The organism is Paenibacillus sp. TY11 (assembly GCF_059772165.1).
The window spans coordinates 19,525-39,632 of record NZ_JCBAIQ010000013.1; the positions used below are offsets into that span (position 1 = coordinate 19,525).

17 protein-coding genes and 2 pseudogenes are annotated in these 20,108 nt (G+C 41.5%); 17 read left to right on the forward strand and 2 right to left on the reverse strand.

Annotated features, from left to right (window positions below):
- Positions 1 to 207: 207 nt before the first annotated feature.
- The 6 genes and pseudogenes from AC6EJC_RS15975 (at position 208) to AC6EJC_RS16000 (ending at position 3,696) form a co-directional block, all read left to right on the forward strand.
- Positions 208 to 1,068 (forward strand): DUF421 domain-containing protein, encoded by an 861-nt coding sequence (locus tag AC6EJC_RS15975; RefSeq protein ID WP_444954933.1) that lies wholly within the window; start codon positions 208 to 210, stop codon positions 1,066 to 1,068.
- 24 nt (positions 1,069 to 1,092) lie between these two features.
- The gene (gene spoVAC / locus AC6EJC_RS15980; protein ID WP_444954824.1) at positions 1,093 to 1,575 is read left to right on the forward strand and encodes a stage V sporulation protein AC; all 483 of its coding nucleotides are present in this window, start codon (positions 1,093 to 1,095) and stop codon (positions 1,573 to 1,575) included.
- Between the two features lies 1 nt (position 1,576).
- Positions 1,577 to 2,593, forward strand: a complete 1,017-nt coding sequence (gene spoVAD / locus AC6EJC_RS15985; protein ID WP_444954825.1) for a stage V sporulation protein AD — start codon at positions 1,577 to 1,579, stop codon at positions 2,591 to 2,593.
- Position 2,594: 1 nt separating this feature from the next.
- On the forward strand, positions 2,595 to 2,945 hold the full coding sequence (spoVAE, locus tag AC6EJC_RS15990) for a stage V sporulation protein AE (protein ID WP_444954826.1): 351 nt from the start codon (positions 2,595 to 2,597) through the stop codon (positions 2,943 to 2,945).
- A gap of 319 nt (positions 2,946 to 3,264) precedes the next feature.
- A pseudogene (locus AC6EJC_RS15995) lies at positions 3,265 to 3,554 on the forward strand (transposase); the annotation flags it as partial.
- Between the two features lie 10 nt (positions 3,555 to 3,564).
- Entirely contained in the window at positions 3,565 to 3,696 is a 132-nt protein-coding gene (locus AC6EJC_RS16000; protein ID WP_444954934.1) for a winged helix-turn-helix transcriptional regulator, read from the forward strand.
- Positions 3,697 to 4,276: 580 nt separating this feature from the next.
- On the opposite strand, the gene AC6EJC_RS16005 is transcribed toward AC6EJC_RS16000, so the two are convergent.
- Entirely contained in the window at positions 4,277 to 5,470 is a 1,194-nt protein-coding gene (locus AC6EJC_RS16005; protein ID WP_444954827.1) for an alpha/beta hydrolase family protein, read from the reverse strand.
- 145 nt (positions 5,471 to 5,615) lie between these two features.
- Here AC6EJC_RS16005 and AC6EJC_RS16010 point away from each other — a divergent pair, with 145 nt between their 5' ends.
- The 10 genes and pseudogenes from AC6EJC_RS16010 to AC6EJC_RS16055 all read left to right on the forward strand — a co-directional run bounded on the left by AC6EJC_RS16010 (position 5,616) and on the right by AC6EJC_RS16055 (position 18,028).
- Entirely contained in the window at positions 5,616 to 6,179 is a 564-nt protein-coding gene (locus AC6EJC_RS16010; protein ID WP_444954828.1) for a PadR family transcriptional regulator, read from the forward strand.
- A gap of 257 nt (positions 6,180 to 6,436) precedes the next feature.
- Positions 6,437 to 6,847 carry a hypothetical protein gene (locus AC6EJC_RS16015; RefSeq protein ID WP_444954829.1) on the forward strand — a complete coding sequence of 137 codons (411 nt, stop codon included), beginning with the start codon at positions 6,437 to 6,439 and terminating at the stop codon, positions 6,845 to 6,847.
- Between the two features lie 98 nt (positions 6,848 to 6,945).
- Positions 6,946 to 7,257 (forward strand): acyltransferase family protein, encoded by a 312-nt coding sequence (locus AC6EJC_RS16020; protein ID WP_444954830.1) that lies wholly within the window; start codon positions 6,946 to 6,948, stop codon positions 7,255 to 7,257.
- A gap of 697 nt (positions 7,258 to 7,954) precedes the next feature.
- Positions 7,955 to 8,884: a class A beta-lactamase gene (bla, locus tag AC6EJC_RS16025; protein WP_444954935.1), complete on the forward strand. Its 930-nt coding sequence runs from the start codon at positions 7,955 to 7,957 to the stop codon at positions 8,882 to 8,884.
- A gap of 495 nt (positions 8,885 to 9,379) precedes the next feature.
- The gene (locus AC6EJC_RS16030; RefSeq protein WP_444954831.1) at positions 9,380 to 10,393 is read left to right on the forward strand and encodes a LacI family DNA-binding transcriptional regulator; all 1,014 of its coding nucleotides are present in this window, start codon (positions 9,380 to 9,382) and stop codon (positions 10,391 to 10,393) included.
- Positions 10,394 to 10,867: 474 nt separating this feature from the next.
- Entirely contained in the window at positions 10,868 to 11,860 is a 993-nt protein-coding gene (locus AC6EJC_RS16035) for a molybdopterin-dependent oxidoreductase (RefSeq protein ID WP_444954936.1), read from the forward strand.
- A 60-nt stretch (positions 11,861 to 11,920) separates the two neighbouring features.
- Positions 11,921 to 12,988, forward strand: a pseudogene (locus tag AC6EJC_RS16040) (carbon-nitrogen hydrolase family protein).
- A 31-nt stretch (positions 12,989 to 13,019) separates the two neighbouring features.
- The gene (locus AC6EJC_RS16045; RefSeq protein WP_444954832.1) at positions 13,020 to 14,465 is read left to right on the forward strand and encodes a glycoside hydrolase family 1 protein; all 1,446 of its coding nucleotides are present in this window, start codon (positions 13,020 to 13,022) and stop codon (positions 14,463 to 14,465) included.
- A gap of 105 nt (positions 14,466 to 14,570) precedes the next feature.
- On the forward strand, positions 14,571 to 16,400 hold the full coding sequence (locus tag AC6EJC_RS16050; protein WP_444954833.1) for a beta-glucoside-specific PTS transporter subunit IIABC: 1,830 nt from the start codon (positions 14,571 to 14,573) through the stop codon (positions 16,398 to 16,400).
- Positions 16,401 to 17,005: 605 nt separating this feature from the next.
- A complete protein-coding gene (locus AC6EJC_RS16055; protein WP_498475011.1) occupies positions 17,006 to 18,028 on the forward strand; it encodes a hypothetical protein in 1,023 nt (340 codons plus the stop codon).
- A gap of 173 nt (positions 18,029 to 18,201) precedes the next feature.
- Here AC6EJC_RS16055 and AC6EJC_RS16060 read toward each other — a convergent pair whose 3' ends face one another.
- Positions 18,202 to 19,077, reverse strand: coding sequence for a LysR family transcriptional regulator (locus AC6EJC_RS16060; RefSeq protein WP_444954835.1), 876 nt, complete (start codon positions 19,075 to 19,077; stop codon positions 18,202 to 18,204).
- A 133-nt stretch (positions 19,078 to 19,210) separates the two neighbouring features.
- On the opposite strand from AC6EJC_RS16060, the gene AC6EJC_RS16065 reads away from it, so the two are divergent.
- Complete coding sequence (locus AC6EJC_RS16065) at positions 19,211 to 20,101, forward strand: alpha/beta fold hydrolase (RefSeq protein ID WP_444954836.1); 891 nt, start codon at positions 19,211 to 19,213, stop codon at positions 20,099 to 20,101.
- Positions 20,102 to 20,108: the final 7 nt, after the last annotated feature.

The following is a 20,108-nucleotide window of genomic DNA, read 5'->3' on the forward strand; positions in this document are numbered from 1 at the left end:
AAGGAACGAAAACACTGCTATTCCTACCCAGGTAACATATATAATGTATCCCCTTTTTTCCAAACCATACAAAGTGAGCTGGAACAAAAAAAGTAAACATTTACATTTCAATGAATAAAAAAATGAAAAACTGACGATCTTGCTTATATACGATTTTCCATCAAGTGGAAAATTGTACTTGGTGCAAAGAATAAAGGAGGCTACATGATGCCAGATTGGTTACATATTTCACTACGGACATTGTTAGCGATTGCTGTACTTTTTATAATGACTAAGCTTTTGGGAAAGAGACAGGTTTCCCAGCTATCCTTTTTTGAGTACATAACTGGGATCACGATCGGAAGCTTGGCAGCCTATATTTCATTAGAGATGGATCAAAATTGGTATTTAGGTGTCATTTCATTGTTGGTATGGGTAGGCGTCTCTTTAGGGATTGAGTTTTTACAAATTAAGAGTAAAATAGCAAGGGATTTTATCGATGGTAAACCAAGGGTATTAATTAAAGACGGAAAAATTCTGGAGGATAACCTTAAGAAGGAACGACTTACCACCGACGAACTGATGGAACAGCTGCGAAAAAAAGATATTTTCCAAGCGGCGAATGTAGAATTTGCGGTTATGGAACCGAGTGGAGATATCAACGTCCTGCTAACGAAAGAAAATCAAACCCTAACACCCAAAGACCTAGGCATCAAAGTGGGGCCTGAACAGGAGCCGCAGGTAGTCATTTTGGACGGAAATGTCTTGGATGAACCATTAGCTAGGTTGGGACTCAACCGGGGCTGGCTGGATACGGAACTCGAAACGATAGGCGTTGCAATTGAAAACGTGGATCTTGGTCAGGTAGATGCCTACGGCCAGCTTTATGTTGACTTATTTGACGATCAGATCAATGTCCCTAAGCCTCAACAGAAAGCTTCTTTGCTGTCGACTTTAAAAAAATGTGAAGCGGATCTTGAAACGTTCAGCCTATCCACCAAAGCGCCAAATGCAAAAAAAATGTATGAAGAATGCGCAAAAGAGCTGGAACGGGTCATTGAGGCAGTCGAACCGCTACTCAATCGTTAGATCAGATGATCAGGAGGATTAAAAATGGCAAATAACAAGATGAAAAAAGTAACGCCGATCCAACAGGAGTATCAAAAACTCGCCGATCAGCTTGAACCAAAACGGCCCTTATTCCAAAACTGCTGGCGTGCGTTTCTTGCCGGGGGAACGATTTGTGTGATTGGACAAGCAATTCAGGAAATGTTTGTTCATTGGGCCGGCTTTGATGAGAAAAAAGCAGCCAATCCCACTGTGGCCGTGTTAATTCTCATTTCCGTTATTTTAACGAGCCTCGGCGTATATGACAAATTCGCGCAATGGGCGGGTGCCGGTTCGGCTGTTCCCGTTACTGGTTTTGCAAATTCAATGGCATCCGCCGCTATAGAACATCGCAGTGAAGGATTGGTTTTAGGCGTCGGCGGAAAAATGTTTAAACTTGCAGGTCCGGTTATTGTTTTTGGAACTGTAGCGGCATTTTTTGTGGGTATCATTACGTTTGTGTTTAAGGGTACTGGAGGAGGACACTGATATGCTAAAAGGGCATCAAAGTTGGATCTTTGAAAATAAACCGGTTATTCGTGCTTCGGCTACCGTAGTTGGCCCTTTTGAAGGCAGGGGACCCCTTGCCCACGATTTTGACATCATTCATGGTGACTCCATGCTGGAAGAAGAAAGTTGGGAAAAAGCTGAGAAAGTTTTGATCGAACAAGCTGCAAAACTGGCGATTGAAAAAGCAGGGTTAACCAAAGAACAAGTTCATTTTCATATCGGCGGCGATTTGATGAATCAAATAATCAGCACCAGCTTTGCCGCTCGTACTCTGTCGATCCCCTATCTTGGCGTGTTCGGTGCCTGTTCAACCTCGATGGAAAGCTTGGCTCTTGCGTCAGCACTCGTCAATAGTGGAGCAGCGAAATTCATACTGGCAGGGACCTGCAGTCATGATTCAAGCGTAGAGAAGCAGTTCCGGTATCCGACAGAATACGGTTCACAAAAGCCGCCAACTGCCCAATATACCGTAACTGGTGCCGGTGCAGCGATCGTTTCGCAGGAAGGGGAAGGACCTGTCATCACGTCAGCGACAATTGGCCGGGTTATCGATATGGGGATTACGGATCCGTTTAATATGGGGGCGGCCATGGCACCTGCTGCGGTTGACACCATTCAAGCTCATTTTCGAGATTTACAAATCGAGCCCGGTTATTATGATCTGATCGTCACAGGCGATCTGGCCAAAGTAGGCTATGAGATTGCCTGCAAATTGTTTGAAAAACATAACATTCCGATTCATCAAACGGAGTATGCCGACTGTGGCATGATGATTTACGACTATGATACTCAGATGGTGCAGGCGGGAGCAAGCGGTTGCGCCTGTTCGGCCGTTGTCACCTACGGTCATTTAATGAAACGCATGCAAATGGGAGAAATCAAACGCATGCTTGTTGTTGCTACCGGGGCGCTCTTATCGCCGCTTTCGTACCAACAAGGAGAAAGTATTCCTGGTATCGCACATGCTGTAGCGATCGAATCAGGAGGGGGAATCTGACATGATCTTTTTATGGGCCTTTCTTGTAGGGGGCGCAATTTGCGTCTTCGGACAGCTTTGTTTCGATGTGTTTAAACTGACTCCAGCCCATACCATGACATTACTCGTTGTGCTGGGAGCAGTCGCGGACGGACTTGGCTTGTATGATCCGCTTGTTAGAATTGCCGGAGCCGGAGCTTCCGTTCCAATCACTAGTTTTGGAAACTCTCTGGTTCACGGCGCTTTGGAGGAATTACAGAAAGACGGATGGATCGGAGTCATTACCGGTATATTCAAGGTCACCAGCGCAGGTATTTCGGCAGCCATTATTTTCTCATTTTTGGCAGCCTTGATGGTTAAGCCAAAAGGTTAAGGATACCATAGGGGTTAAGCATCATTTGAAAACGAGCTTAATACAGTTTCATTTGCTCTCACTTGCTTCGCGATCTGATCTTCAAATATCGCGCGTTAGCTTTTTTGGGATTCATCAAGGGCTGCTGCTAAAAAAGGCAGCAAATCCTTTTATAGTCGCGATAAATCATTTCCTTGCCGCTCATCGCGCTTCATTTGATCGTTCGTTTATGAATCATAATGGGCTTTCCTTAATGGACTGAAGAGTTGAACGAACTGTTTGATCAGTTCGTTCAACTCTTCAGTCCAACTACTCGCGCTATACCATTGGAAGCGGATTAATCTATCCAAAGACCGAGATCCAAAAGTGTATCATCCACCAAATCCGTAATTCCACTCGCTACGTGTCGTACAAGGATCTCAAGAAAGTCACCGCTGACCTGAAGCCGATTTACAAGGCTGCAACGGAGGAAGGGGTGCTGCTTGAACTGGACCGCTTCGAGGAAGTCTGGGGCGTCAAGTATCCGCTCATTGTCCGCTCTTGCGCAGCAACTGGGAGGAGCTCTCAACCTTCTTCAAGTACCCACCTGAGTTCCGCAAACTCATCTACACAGCAAATTTATCCGCAAATCCCGCCGAAAGTGGAATACTCCATCACGGAATACGGCAAGAGCCTGTCTCCGATTTTGGAATCCTTACATCAATGGGGAGCGGCCCATGTCGAGCGAAAGCAGCTCAAAATGGCGAATAATAAACAAACAGAAACGGACTAGCATTCGACCTTACGCTAGTCCGTTTCTTTCTGCATCGAGTCGCAAAATATAACAAAAGTGATTACGAAGCATGCCTGGACTATAGCGAGCAGGGGCAGAACAAGTTCGATAAATCAGGATTTGTGTTTTCCGAACATTGTCGAGAGACAAGAACATAGACCCATTGAGAGTCGCTAATTTAGCGGCTTTTTGTTTTATCGGTACAAGTTCTTGTCCCGAGTCGAGGACAAGAACTTGTACCGACTGCCGTAAAGGGCAAGAACATGATCCTATTGCCAATTTGATGAGTGTCTAATAATGGAGAAACAGCGAAGGTCTTTAGGCGCAGTTTGGCAACAGTGAGTTATACCCAAGAGCAAACCACCCGTTGGACGGGTGGTCAGGATTTAAGGAATCAGGCTCTTGTTCCAATCTGAAGACAACAACTTGATTCCTTTGCTATAAAAGACAGAACATACATATGGAACAGACAGCTTTGTGACAACTTCAGAAAAACACAAACGACTTTTTCCCATGTTAGGGAAAGGTGCTTAAGAGGTGATGTAATCTTCACCTAGTTTCGATATTCTTTAAAAGAAACTTAATCATTATTTAAAACTTGATCTAACCAGGTGAATATGCGGTGGTTAGCCAATTTTAATGCTCCAAAATGGCAATGTTCTTCAGCAGAATCTTCGGCAGTAAACTTCATATACGTTTTGGGACCCCTTAAAGATTTGTACAATTGTTCAGGTTGTCCTGCAAAGGCGTGATCATATTCAGCTTCGCAAACGAGTACCGGACACTTGATTTGCTCAGCAACACTCTCTAAGGTAAAGGGTTCTGTTTTGTGCACGAGTTCTTCCAGATTCATTGCTAAGAACGTAAACTTTCCATTTTCAATTCCCCATCGAATGCTTGTATCTTTGGCCATAATCGACGCGATAAAGTTCTCCATCTCTGGTGAACTTAAATCGGATTTACCACTCGCATTTACAGCTATCGCTCCAGCCATTGCCCCCACTTGAAAGGAGAATAAACCGTCATTTGCTATGCATGCACCAAGCCTGCGTTCATAAGCTGCCGCGCGCGGAGCCAAATACCCACCTAAACTAATACCCATTAACGCAATTTTGTCGGATAAGATTTCTGGACGCCTGGTCAGGTAATCGACCACTGGAGTTACAACAGCCTCCCAGTCATGTCTGAATGGAATTCGCTGCTCGCGAATAACTGATCCTTGTCCTGGACCCTCGAATACCAAGCAATGATATCCTCTTTCTAAAGCAGAAATAACGACTTGGAAATAAAGCTCTTCCGCAGTGGAATCATATCCACCGTGAACAACCAGGACAGGGCCAGGCTGATTCCCGGCTAAGTACAAGTAACCCGGCAATTTCGTATCTTCATAAGGAATAGACACAATCTCCCAATGTTGATCAAGTAAAGAAAGTGCCTGCCTGAATGTGCTCCGGCTCAGGCTCCATGTTTCAAGAATACGTTTGTCCTCCGGATTACCATGGAGAAAAAATTCAGCAGTACGGTAATAATTAGATGCACGCAAGTAGAATTCTCTCGCGCTGGTCTTATTGCCTTGCTTGCTGCTCTCTTCAGCTTCCCGATGAACCCGGATTGCTGTCTTAAGCCATTCTTCATACCAGCTTTCAAAATTTTCTTCCTCGATTCGATAAGCGGTAGATAGGCATTCGCCTACGTCCGATCCTCCAAAAGCTGCGTAACCCATTGTACGAAGTAATTCGAACGAAAAAGTCTGATCATCGAAAATAAGTTTCATGATTAACACACTCCTTACATATGTTAAGTTTAACCTATTAAAGACACTAGCTCATCTCATTCATTGTGTCAATATTGTTTTATGTTATAATTAACCTATAAAATGAAAGACTGGACTCGAACTCAGAGATAGAGAGGAGAACTTCATGAATAATATCCAGTACACCATATTAGGATTGTTGGCACGAGAACCGTTAAGCGGTTATGAAATGAAGCAGCAGATCAACAACAGAATTACCCATTTCTACAAAATTAACAATAATCAGCTTTATCCATCTCTTTCGAAACTGGAGGAAGCCGGATTTATTGAACTGCAAGCCATTGAACAAGAGTCCTATCGTCCGCCCCGAAAAATTTACAGAATTACGCCTAGTGGCATTGACGCCTTAAAGTCTTGGGTGTTAGAGCTTCCTGAAGTTGGTGATACAGACACCTTTCTGTTGAAACAGTACAGTTCTTGGTTAGTAAGTCCGGATGCATTGATTGAGCTGATACAGAAGAGAAAAGAACAACATGAACGCATGCTGAAGGATTATAAGGAGAGAATTTCGTCTTTTCAAGAACAGAACCCTGACGTCAATCATCCCATATTCTCTACAATTTCTGTTATAGAAATGGGGATTAATTTCGAGGAGGCAGGTATACTCTGGTGTAATAGGATACATGAGGTGTTAATGCAGCATACACTTGCCAATAGGGGAGACACCTAGAAAACAGGTAAGCACTCATTGTTCCATGTCGGACAACAAGAACATAGTCCCATTGAGAGTCGCTATTTTAGCGACTTTTTTATTTTATCAGTACAAGTTCTTGTCCCGAGTCAACGACAAGAACTTATACCGATTGCCGAAAAGGATAAGAACATGGCCCGATTACCGATTAGATGAATATCTAATATTTATTCCGATACACCCAACACAAGGTTTCATTCTTCTATATAGAATAGATCTACGGGAGGGAGAAGCTGTTGAGCGCGGAAACCCTACAGGATTTCATCTTTCGTGTATCCTCTGGAACGCTTGTTCCAATGAATGGGAAAGTGGCCAAAAGGAGTGGTTCGAAAGGGGGCTTATGGTTAGCTACACGGAATAATATGGCGGTAGCCTTCAGCCAGGTGGGCGTATCACGCCAATTGTCACCCTCAGGATTATGGGTAGCCGCGTTGCTAGAAGAAGAACGATTCGCATTTTTTAGTAACGAATTCAAGAAAACCTCTGACTGGGATGATGTATGGAGACCGAGTGAACTGTCTAATGTCACTACATATCAGTTCTATCTATATCGTGGCTTTGAAATGGCTGGAAGGGAAGACGTTACTTTGAATATTAGAAACAGGGAAGTTGAACTGGAGTGTTTTTTATTTAGCAAAACATTTTGAACGTAATAACTTTTGTTTTTGATAAATAGATGAACCTGTCCTGCAATTCAAAAGCGGTCTAATCTATATTATTGAAGTAACAAAAAAGGAGGATAAGAATGGCTGCTTTTGCTGGGATAAGTGAATGTTTTGGTGCTGAGAAATTAAACACAGGGAGACAATTGGAATCAGACTTGGCCAAAGGTTTTGCAATCTTGTTTATGGTATGGACGCATGTGTTTGACGAATTGTCGCCTGATTCCAAAGGAATTCTGGTCACGCTTGTCAGAAACATACTGGGAGGCCCTTTTACCGCGCCGGTTTTCATGATGTGCTTGGGTATTGGCGTCAGTTATTCCAGCAAAAATACACCAAAGGATTTACTTAGACGAGGATTTAATCTGTTGGGAATAGGACCTATTATTTTTTAGGACTACTAGATGCAGTGTTTTTTATTATGTTGGCTTTGGGTGTTTTTGGCCTTAATTACGCCATCACACAAATGCTCCCTGCAGTATCGTTCAAGCCGCTTATGAGATGGAGCAAGAACATAAATACTATACTGCATTCACTGGTCACTAATAGGGGTTATCGGAATTTTCATGCAATTGCTGATTAAATCAAGCGCCTTAGCATTTTGGCAGGCAACGTTAATTGCGGCACTTCTATTACTGATTTCTGATCAGGTGGCCATATGGTATCTTGATAAGTTTAAGCCGATTTTTATAAGAAAACTATAGGAGGTTCATCGCAATGATAAATTGGTTTTATCGTTGGACAGCAAGCATTGTTGAGCTAATTCTGCTCATCAGCGTGACCGCTTGCGCAAGCGGCATAAAGTCGGCTTAAAAGGTAAGTCAACCGTTTAATCGGGCAGATTTATTCTAACTAAACAGATCGAAGGATTAAACTTATTTTAATACAACGTTAACCACGGATATAATGCTGCCGTTTGAAGGCAGATAGGAGAGACATAACGGCAGAAAGGTTACGGTAATTAAACAAACCCCAAACTGGAGGTAAATTGTTATTTAGATTGTCTATTACGTATAATTTTAAAAACTGGTGTTCAAATTGGATACATTGTATCATTTAACATCTGTTTTAAGTATTAAAAGTCTGAAGGGAATGATCATTTTGAAAAGTACAATGATGCTAAAAATAGGGATGTGTGTTGGGATCCTAAGTTTAAGTCTTGCAAGTGTAAAATTCTTTACAGGTGAATCATTGCAAATGGAGGCAAAAGAAAAAACAAAGCAAACCAAACATACAAATCATGCGCCTCACCGAGAGTTCGCTCAACTTGAGAAAAAGTTTGATGCTCGACTAGGTGTCTATGCTATCGACACTGGTACAAACCAGACAGTAACTTATCGACCTAATGAGCGGTTTGCTTACGCATCTACCTACAAAGCTCTGACGGCAGGAGTCGTACTACAGCAAAACTCAATTGAAAAATTAAATGAAGTCATCACTTATACTAAAGATGACTTAGTTGAATTTTCACCAATTACAGAAAAACATGTAGATACCGGTATGACACTTGGAGAAATTGCAGAGGCGGCTGTTCGTTACAGTGATAATACCGCAGGGAACCTTTTATTTAAAAAGTTAGACGGACCTAAAGGGTTTGAAAAGGCACTGAGACAAATTGGTGATAGGGTTACTCAGTCAGATCGCTTTGAAACAGAGTTAAACGAAGGTATTCCTGGTGACATCCGTGATACAAGTACACCTAAAGCACTTGCTACTGACCTTAAAGTTTTCACGGTCGGAAATGCGCTCCCAGCTGACAAACGGAAAATTCTTACGGATTGGATGCGTGGAAACGCTACAGGAGATAAACTTATCCGCGCTGGCGTACCAAAAGACTGGGAAGTCGGTGATAAATCAGGAGCCGGAAGCTACGGAACACGAAATGACATTGCCATCGTTTGGCCACCAAATAGAGCACCCATTATCATTACAATTCTGTCCAGTCGTGATACAAAGGATGCTACCTATGATAATGAACTGATCGCGCAGGCTGCCAAGCTTACAATTAATGCTCTCAAGTGACTATTGAATTATTAAGGTAAGCAAAATCATCTAAAGAAATGAAAGATTCCTGAAACAGTTCCTACGAATTTTATTAAACAGAATATGGACCAAATGCAACATATATCTCCTTTGGGTTGGGATCATACTGGTTTTGCTTCAACGTACATCCGACAGGTTTTCTTTTTCGCCGCCTGTTTGACTCTCACCTTAACTGGAAATTATACTTTGGAAGAATTATTACATCTTATTAAGATGAGTGGAAAATTCACTCTTTTTATCATGGTTAGCTTCGCACATAACGATTATAATGGGGATTGACCTTTTTCTTTTAGATCAAGGTATTCAATATCAGAATTTTTTAAATACTTTCTGTGATTCTGCCTTTTTAGATCAGAAGAAGTACTTGACAGCGTAAAAATTATCATCAGGTCATTCATTTGAGATGATCGAATATTGTGTAATCAAGCCCTGTGCGCCTGATGGAACAACAAAACAAATAAGGAAGGATCAGTAATGAGGAAAGATATGAACATACAGGAAGTCGCACGTTTAGCAGGCGTATCTGTAGCTACAGTTTCCAGGGTTTTAAACGATAGCCCCAAAGTTAAAGAAGTTACTCGTATGAAGGTACTGGATGTGATTCAAAAGTTCGATTACCAGCCGAACCTATTAGGCCGGGATTTGAGAAGATCGGAAACAAAGAAGGTATTAGTAATAACATCTGCTTTAGAAAAACCAATACTTGCTGATGTTGTCAAAGGAATAGAGATTTGCGCAAAAGAACATGGATATTACGTATTGGTTTGTCCTACTTCATATAATTGGAATAAAGAGCAAGAACTCATCCAAATGTTAAAGAATCGACTCGCTGATGGCGCAATTACATTCAGTACCGCTCTTAGCGAAGTAGAACTAAGTGAGATAAGCAAAAAATACAACATAGTTCAATGCTGCGAGTATAAGAAGGCTCCTTATACATGTTCAGTATCCATTGACGATGAAAAAGCAGCTTTTGATGCAGTAAACCACTTGATAGAACTAGGACATCAACATATAGCATTAATTGGTGACAATGATACCTTATCCGAATCTTCAACTTTACGCAGAGAAGAAGGATACAAGCGAGCTTTAAAAAGTAGTGGGATCCCTTTCAGATCTGATTTTATGAAGTACGGTAGTGGTGAGTACATGGATGGGATGAGATTAACGGATGAGCTCCTTCTGATCAAAGATCCTCCGACAGCCATATTTTGTTTGAATGATATTCTCGGAGTAGGATGTATCAATGCGATTAAGCAACACGGCTATTCTATACCGGATGAGATCGCGGTTATAGGATTCGATAATACAAGAGAAGCTCAAATGTCGGTACCTCCGCTTACGACGATTCATCAACCCAAATATGAAATAGGTTATAGTGCAATGGAGTTGCTGATCCATAATATGACAAATAGTCATAAGAAATATGATAATCTCATGCACCAACATGAAGTTATAGCTAGAGGATCTACAACAGGCATGAAATAATCAAGAGGAAAACCTACTTAACCATTAGCAATGTTATATGTTTAAGTAGGTTTTTCATTATTCTGTTGTAGTTTTCTGTGTGATGTCAAATAAACATGAAATAAAAAATCAGATCTTCCCAAGCAACAATCATAGTATTGACTTCTTGTAGAAGCTAACTTATATTATAAATGTAATCCGTTACATTTTATTTTGTAGAAGAGTAATACCTTTTATAATTCAATAAATAATTTTTTTTATCACAAAATGTAACGGATTACATTTTGTGAATCATAGTAACATTCTTAAAAAATAGGTTGTAAAATTGGCTCCTCGTACGATGGGGGAGAAGGAATGCTTTCGATATTATATATGGCCATTCTGACATTTGGTGATGATGGTCAAGGAGGAAGTTATGAAACAGAAAAGTAGCATTATATGTCACAGTACCGGTGGTGCTTCTCCATGGTAAATTCCTCAAATGGCGATCTCAAAATGAAGTTTTCCGGATATGGCTTGGTACAAAACCGCGATCCTCGAGTTCATGAGAATCGGATCACTAACGAACGTGATCTGTTTAAAGTTTGGCACTTAGGTATCCCTGACATTGCCAATTCTAGTCAATGGGTGCTAAACATAACCGGACTTGTGGAACATCCAATGCGATTTAGTCTTGCCGACTTACAAGCCTTGCCGCAAACAACTGTGACGGCGTTTCATGAGTGCGCGGGAAGTCCGTTAAATCCAAAAGTACCCCAAAGAAGAATCGGAAATGTAGTGTGGACCGGCGTTAAACTTGCGGATGTACTGCAAAAGGTCAATATCACGAGCGAAGCAGTCTATGTCATTTCGAGAGGAATTGACGAAGGGGTGTATAACAACGTTCATTATTCCGGTTATGAAAAAGATCTTCCATTGGATAAAGCTTTAGATCCTAATGTGTTGATAGCTCTGGCCATAAATAATGAGCCCATTACGGTGGAACGCGGTGGACCCGTTCGACTTGTCGTTCCAGGTTATTACGGGACTAACTCAACGAAATGGCTGACGGATTTGATCGTTTCCAAGGTCCGAAGTTCCAGTGCATTTACCACCAAATATTACATGGATCGCGAAATGGTTGATGGCGAATTGAAAGAGTCGCCGGTATGGGGGATCCATCCCAATTCGATTGTTGTGCATCCTCAAAATGGTCAAACGATCAAGTCTGAAGAGTGCATGATTTGGGGATGGGCATGGGCCGAAGCTGCGGTTGCCGAGGTAGAAGTATCTATTGATGGCGGTGAAACCTGGCAAAAAGCAAATGTAGAGACCAGATCTAACATGGAATGGCAGCGCTTCAATTTTCGATGGAAGCCAAAATCCGTAGGTGAGTATTGCATCATGACGCGAGCCACTGATACCAAAGGCATGAACCAGCCTTTAACGCCAAGACGCAATCAGGTATCCAGAGTAATGATTTTTGTTGAGCAATGTAGTGACTTGTAATTGGGTTGGTAATGCCATTGGCGAAAGCCGATGATTATCATACAAAGAGGGAATGAGACAATGACTCGAAACATTACTGTAGCAGCAGCCCATTTGGCTCCGGTGTTTTTAGACAAACAGGCAACCCTGGAGAAAGCCATAGCGGCTATTCAGAAAGCAGCCAAAGGCGGTGCCCAGCTTATTGCTTTTCCTGAATCCTTTTTGCCTGGATTCCCGGTGTGGGCTGCTGTGCGAGCACCTATCTACAATCACAAGCTGTTCACGGAAATGGTCAAAAACTCCATCTATGCGGATGGTCCAGAAGTAGAGCAACTCATGCAGGCTGCGAAAAAGAACGGTATTCATGTATCGTTTGGGTTCAGCGAATTGAGTCGTGCCAGCGTGGGCTGTATCTGGAACTCCAATGTTTTAATCGGAAGTGATGGAGTTATTCTTAATCATCATTGAAAAATCATGCCAACGTTTTACGAGAAACTAGTGTGGGCTCCTGGTGATGGTGATGGACTGCGTGTAACTGACACAGAAATCGGCCGGATCGGTACGTTGATCTGTGGTGAAAACACGAATCCGCTAGCCCGTTTCTCCCTTATTGCTGAACGCGAAGAACTGCATATTTCAACGTATCCACCTTTATGGCCAACACAGGATCCGTCTATGGGTCTGGATTATGATTTGGAAAGCGCAATTCGTATTCGGGCTGGAGCGCATTCGTTTGAAGGAAAGGTGTTTAACCTCGTAGTTTCGTCAATATATGATTCAACAGCCAAGACCAAACTTTCTTGCTTGGGCAGTGATGCCGAGGATATCCTCGAAGGCACGGCACGCGGCGTTTCGTTTGTTATGGGTCCCCATGGAAATGTAGTAAGCGAAGTCATGCGCGAGGAAGAGGGGCTTTTATTTTGCACGATCGATCTAGATGAATGTATTGAGCAAAAGCAATTCCAGGATATATCAGGTTATTATAACCGTTTTGATATTTTTGATTTACGTGTGCATCGAGAACGGATGGTCCCTGCCAAGTTCTTTGATGGTAGCTCCAGTAAGGATCAGCCACCAAGTCATTCTGGGGGTTCTACAGACCTCAAGCCGAAAGCCAATAAAATTAGTTCTGCGGAAGAGGAGAACTAACTGGAGTAGATTTTAATAGGAGGAACGGTACATGAGTAAAATAAAGGAAGACTTTTTATGGGGGGGTGCCATAGCTGCCAACCAAGCGGAGGGTGCATACAACAAAGATGGAAGAGGTCTAAGCACGGCGGACATTCAGCCCTTTATACCTGATGCCACGCCCACGGATTTGCATTTTAACGATATGGATTCCATGACTTATGAAAAATATCATCAAGGAAATTACTATTACCCTAAACGCCAAGGGGTGCATTTCTACGAAAGATACCGTGAGTATATTGATGCATTAGCGGACATGCATGTAAAAACATTGCGGTTGTCCATCTCATGGAGCAGGATTTTTCCGAATGGGGATGATACCGCTCCAAACGAGCAGGGTTTGGCCTTCTATGATCGAGTATTTGAGTACATGAAAGAAAAAAATATTGAACCGATCGTCACGATTTTCCATTATGAAATGCCTTTGAATTTGGTTGAGCAATATGGCGGTTGGACGAACCGAAAATTGATCGATTTTTTCGTAAAGTATGGACAAACCGTACTGCAAAGATTTCATCAAACCGTTAAATATTGGATCATTATTAATCAGATTAACCTTGTGCACAAAGAGGCATTTGCTTCCCTTGGCATACTGAAAGATAAAGTGGATCATTACGAGCAGTCTCAGTTTCAAGCGGTTCATCACCAATTCGTTGCTTCTGCAAAGATTACTGAGTTCGGCCACAAGCTAAACCCATCCCTTCAAATGGGAATGATGTTGGCCGATACGTTAACCGCCCCTTATTCATGCGAACCTGCAGATGTCGAACTGAATTTCAGACGAAATCGAATGCAATATTTCTACAGTGATGTTCTGATCAGAGGAGAGTATCCAGAATATGCATTGACGTATTTCGAAGACCATGGCATCCGGTTGGAAATTACTGAATCGGAGAAAGAACTGCTTCGGAACAATACAGCCGATTTCCTTGCAGTTTCTTATTACTGGTCCAATACCGTTAAAGCTAGCGAGAATACGATGGACCCTAATTCTACCGTCAAAAATCCTCATTTGAAAGCGAATCGCTGGGGCTGGTCCATTAATGCTTCAGGATTATACCTCTGCATGTCTAAGTATTGGGACAGGTATCATGTTCCCATGATGGTGGCTGAGAACGGTCTTGGTTTCAAAGATGTTTTAACAGCAGATAACAAAGTTCATGACGATTATCGCATCGAATACCACCAGGAGCATATTGCAGCACTAAAAGAGGCAATACGTGAAGGGGCAGATGTTTTTGCCTATTGCACCTGGGCCCCTTTCGACATCATCAGCGCAGGTACTGCCGAAATGAGCAAAAGATATGGCTTTATTTATGTGGACTATGATGATGAAGGTAACGGAAGTGGACAACTCCATTTTAAAGATAGTTTTTACTGGTATAAGCAAGTTATTGATTCAAACGGCGAGGATCTTCATAGAACCACCAACGATTAGGATGAGAATCACTAAATGATTAAGGCACCCCCGGACCATTTTGTATCGTTTCAGTAGTACGGTATGTGGAAAATGGTTCGGGCATTTATAATAGGGGGGACAACTATGAGTTATCAAAAATTGGCAAAGGATATTCTGGATGGCGTAGGAGGAAAAGAGAACGTCAATGCGGTTTGGCATTGTGCCACTAGATTGAGATTTAAACTAAATGATGCGAGTACTGCAGATACCAAAAAGATCGAAAACACAGATGGGGTCATTACCGTCGTCAATAGTGCCGGACAGTATCAGGTGGTTGTTGGTAATTCCGTTGCTCAAGTCTATGATGCATTAACATCATTACCTGGGATGACATTACATTCTTCTACCAACAATGAAAGCGCTTCAGAAAAAAGAACTGAAAAATTTAATCCTGTCAGTCAGTTGATGGATTTTGTTTCGGCCGTGTTCACGCCATTTCTGGGAGCCTTGGCTGGAGCCGGAATTTTAAAAGGTATTCTGGCTTTATTCACAACAATGAACTGGATATCGGCCAACAGTGGTGCGTATAAAATATGGAACGCAGCAAGTGATGCTATTTTCTACTATTTGCCGATTTTCTTGGCATTTACTGCGGCCAAGAAGCTGAAAGTCAATCAATTCGTAGCCGTTTCGTTAGCTGGTGCACTCATTCATCCATCTTTAGTAGAGATCGTATCCAATTCACAAACGATCGATTTCTTTGGCATACCGATCATACCAATTACGTATACGGCATCTGTATTTCCCATTCTGTTGTCGATTTGGGGCCTCTCTTACTTGGAACCTTTGCTGAACAAATTCTTTCCGGAATCAATTCGTAATATGTTAACCCCTCTGGTTTCTCTAGTGATCATGTTGCCTCTAACTTTGGCTGTTATCGGCCCTGTAGGCACAAAGATTAGTGACCTGTTCGCCATGGTATTGTTAGCAATCTTTGGTTTCTCCCCATTACTTGCTGGGTTGATTTTAGGAGCGTTCCATCAGTCGATTGTCATTTTTGGAGTCCATTGGGCGCTGATTACGCTGATGATAAACAATGTCGCTAATCAAGGATACGACCAATGGTTGCCAATTGTATGTGCAGCCGTACTTTCTCAAGCAGGTGCTGCTCTAGGCGTATTTTTGAAAACCAAGGATGCCAAAATCAAAGGCCTATCGGGTTCTGCAGCAATCACAGCCATTTTTGGTATCACTGAACCGGCAATTTACGGCGTAACCCTTAAATTAAAGCGTCCATTCTACTGTGCAATGATCGCTGCCGGTATTGGAGGCGCTGTCATTGGGTCGTTTGAAGTACATGCATCCACTTTCACGTTTCCTAGCTTGTTGGCAATTCCAACGTATTTAGGACAAGGCTTTATTGGAGAAGTCATCGGATTGATTATTGCATTCTTTGGAGCAGTCATTTTAACGTATTTCTTCGGTGCATCTAATAAGTCTGGGACGAATTCCATAAGCGTTCAAGCAAATCCAAACGACGTTGTGGTACCTGTGGATGGCCAAATTGTTCCTTTAAGCAGTGTAAGCGATGAGGTGTTTGCTTCTGAAGCGATGGGTAAAGGAGCAGGAATTGTTCCGGTAAACGGAATTGTTACAGCTCCCGTAAACGGTACAGTAAGCAGCGTGTACAAGACCGGACATGCTATCGGCATTGTTTCTGATTCCGGTGTGGAACTTTTGATCCATATTGGCATTAATACCGTTAAATTAAAGGGACAACATTTCAACCCCTTGGTTAAAGAAAATGACAGAATTACAATTGGTGACAAATTAGTTGAGTTTGATCTGGAGCAAATTAAGGCTGCGGGTTATGACCCTACGGTAATGGTTATTGTTACGAATTCATTTAATTATGATCAAGTGCATGTGAATCTGGAGGATCCAAATTCAAAACAGTTATTACATGTGATGTGAGTTCTGCAGTCACTCCAAGCAAACCGTATAGTCAGAGCAGCTTGTCATTCGAAATGGCAAAGGAGAACGGCAGGTACTTGTAAAACGAAGCTGAATCAATTTTATTTGGATGGGAGATAAAAATGTATTTAATTTAATGATTCGGTGTAGCAAATGACGTACTTTATAACTCTGGGATTAAAACAAATAAACAACAAAAGCCTATAATCCGAAGACGTTTCCCGTATTCGCACAGGCTTCTCATTCGCCATACTCCCTTGGCGGGGCCAAGGGAGTATGGCTTGGTGAGCGCACATTAATGAAGAAATAATGACTTCTAACCTTAGTCAGAGAAAGGTTTCATGTTATTGTTTAATATTCAGCTGAAGGGTATGCCTTTTTTGCTAATCGGGAAGGAGGTTCATACCGGGTAAAGCATGAGGTCAAACCTTTGAGTTTTCGTACTACTGATTTAAACTAAATGTTTATTAGATCGATAACACATCGATCTGATAAGCTACAGCAAGCTGTAATCAGATCAGGCATATTAAGATCCGAGCAGAAAGGAGAAAAAAATGAAAATATCCTTCCATAAACAATTCATAAATCCAGATCTTCCGTGACATATGGGCGGCTACGCGGATCGAATAAGTTATGACCAGCACGATGATCTCGAAATCAACTCGTTATTAATTGAAAGTGATGAGATTAATTTATTTCACGTGCTTGATATTATTTTAATCGAAAAACAATTTGGCGAAAAAGTTAAAAGCATTTTATCTGAGAAATTTTCAATTTCAAAAGAAAACATCATTATCGAGGCTACACATACACATTCAGGGCCAAAAGTTTCAACGACGTTTTATCCGGAGATTACGCCATCTAGGGATTATCTCCAATTATTGCTGGATATGATCGTTAAAAATACGGAATTTTGTTTAAATAATAAAATGGAAGCACAGGCCTATTACGGAACATGTGAAATTAATGGATATTACTGTAATAGAAACGACAAATCGCTCCCTTTTAATAATAAAGGGTATATACTGCAATTTAGAAATAATTCAAATTGTCCTTTGGTAAGCTTAATCAATATAGCGTGCCATCCAACGGTTTTGGCAAAAGATAATCTTTTCATTTCAAGTGATTATATAGGTGAATTGAGAGAAGAATATTTTAATTTAAATCAAGCTCCAGCCATAATCATGAATGGAGAATGCGGCGACGTTAGCACACGGTTTACCCGAAAAGGTGATGATTTCGAAGAAACTCGCAGAATTGGAAAGGGTATAGCGAGAGTTCTTTCTGAGGTAAAAGACTTTAGAGAGATTTCTATGGACAATTTATCCATTTCGAGTTTTACATTGAATATTGATAAAACCATCGATCCAACAGTACATTTATATGAATTCAATGATATAAGATTTGTAACGATACCGGGTGAAATCGTTTATAATCTTGGTCAACTAATCCGCTCTCAAGATAGAAAGCCAACATTTATCCTTGCATACGTTGATGAATATAATGGTTATGCTGTAGATAAAGAACAATATGGTAAATACTTCGAGTCATCTATTACCAATTATCCTTATGGAAAAGCTGATGAGCTTATTGAAGGAGTATTGAATTTGATAAAATCAAAAAGTTAAACTGAAAAGTAATCACTTTGAATTTTTTGGTGCTGCTGAGACATTGAATTAACAACCAAAAGTAAAGCAGTCAGCTTTCTGCTGGCTGCTTTACTTTTGGTTATTATTTTGAGGAAGATGTTGTTGACACTGCTCCAAAATGTAGGATATTGCCGATTACTTTCGATGGCAGGTTACGTAAGATTGAACCTCTGTCTTGAAATCCGGATAAATTCGGACGTAGCTGCAGTTTCATAAGTATCTTTACGACGTATGAATAGAGTCGGTGTTATATAGGATTTATCCGAAATCTTATGAGAGCGTAAGTTATATTGAACCATGGCTCTCTCAATTACCGAGCGAGGTAAAAGGGAGACACCAAGGCCAGCGTGAATACATCCGAGGATCCCCTCCAATGTTCCGAATTCCATGATCTTCGCGGGTATAATTCCTTTCAGATGTAACCAGGCCTCGAGTTTTTGACGATAAGAACAACCAGTACGAAAAACCAGTAAAGTCAGATTTCGTAATTGTTCGGGCTGACCGATTGAGGGAAACTGTTCTCCTGATATGAGTGCAAGTTCCTCAACCCCTACCTCAGTAATATCGAGCTCAGCATGATCAACTGGTGCAGCTACGAAAGCTCCGTCCAACTCGTATTTCAACACTAAATGGATAAGTTCTTCCGTCGTTCCAGTTTTTAATGCCAAATCCACCTCTGGATAAGATTTATGGTAATCGGTGAGAATAGACGGTAGCCGAATCGCTGCTGTGGTTTCGGGCGATCCGATCCGAAGCGGCCCTCTTGGGATTGTGTTATCTGCCACGACTCGTTCCGCCTCTTGAGTAAGAAAGACAATTTTCTCAGCATAGGACTTGAGCGTCTCTCCGGATGTTGTGAGCCGAACCCCTTGTCGCCCACGACGAAATAGCGCTGTTTTCAGTTCCTTTTCAAGCTGCTGGATACGGATGCTTATACTCGACTGAACATATTCCATTTTTTCAGCTGCTTTGGTAATACTTCCTTCGTTCGCAACTGCCAGAAAAATCTGCAAGTCCCGGATATCCACCGTCATTCCTCCATTTTATTATTGATAATTTTGATATTACAAATCGTATAAATTCATTTTACACGATATTTGTGAGGAGTTACAATTAGTTTAGTAAGCGGCAGGTCTTATGAAGAAAACAGGAGGTTGTAGTATGACGACTTATCATTCATTAGAGATAGAAGGATTAAACGTATTTTATCGTGAGGCTGGTAATCCGAATAATCCAGTCATTTTATTGCTTCATGGCTTTCCATCCGCAAGTCATATGTTTAGAGAGCTAATACCTATTTTAGAAAAAGACTACTATTTAATTGCTCCTGATTATCCGGGGTTCGGGAATACCTCGTCACCTGACAGAGAAGATTTCCAGTATACATTTGACCATATTACTGAAATTATCGAAGCCTTCATCGATAAACTAGGGCTTGCTAAATATGCGTTATATGTTTTTGACTACGGAGCCCCTATTGGCTTTCGCATAGCCATGCACCATCCAGAACGTGTAACAGCAATAATAAGCCAAAATGGCAACATTTATCGTGAAGGACTAGGGGGAAAATGGGCGGTACGAGAAGATTATTGGCGTTATCCTACACAAGAAAAAAGAGAAAGTTATAGGACAGCATTTGCGCCTAACACGATCAAGGGCCAATATGTTGATGGAACAAAGGAACGCCAAGTTTCCCCAGATGGTTATACTCTTGATATTGCTTATATGTCCCGGCCAGGAAATGATGAGAAACAATTGGATTTAATTTTTGATTACCAAAATAATGTAAAAATGTATCCAGAGTTTCAGCAGTATCTTCGCGAATATCAGCCGCCCTTATTAGCAACGTGGGGTAAAAATGATGTTTCATTTATTCCGGCTGGTGCTGAAGCTTTTAAAAAGGATTTACCTAAAGCCGAGATTTATTTATTAGATACTGGGCACTTTGCGTTGGAAACACATGCATATAAAATCGGAAAGCTAATGTTGGATTTTTTGAAAATAATGGAATTCAAAGGATGTAATAGGGATAATTTGAATTTAGAAGGGTGACAAGTCA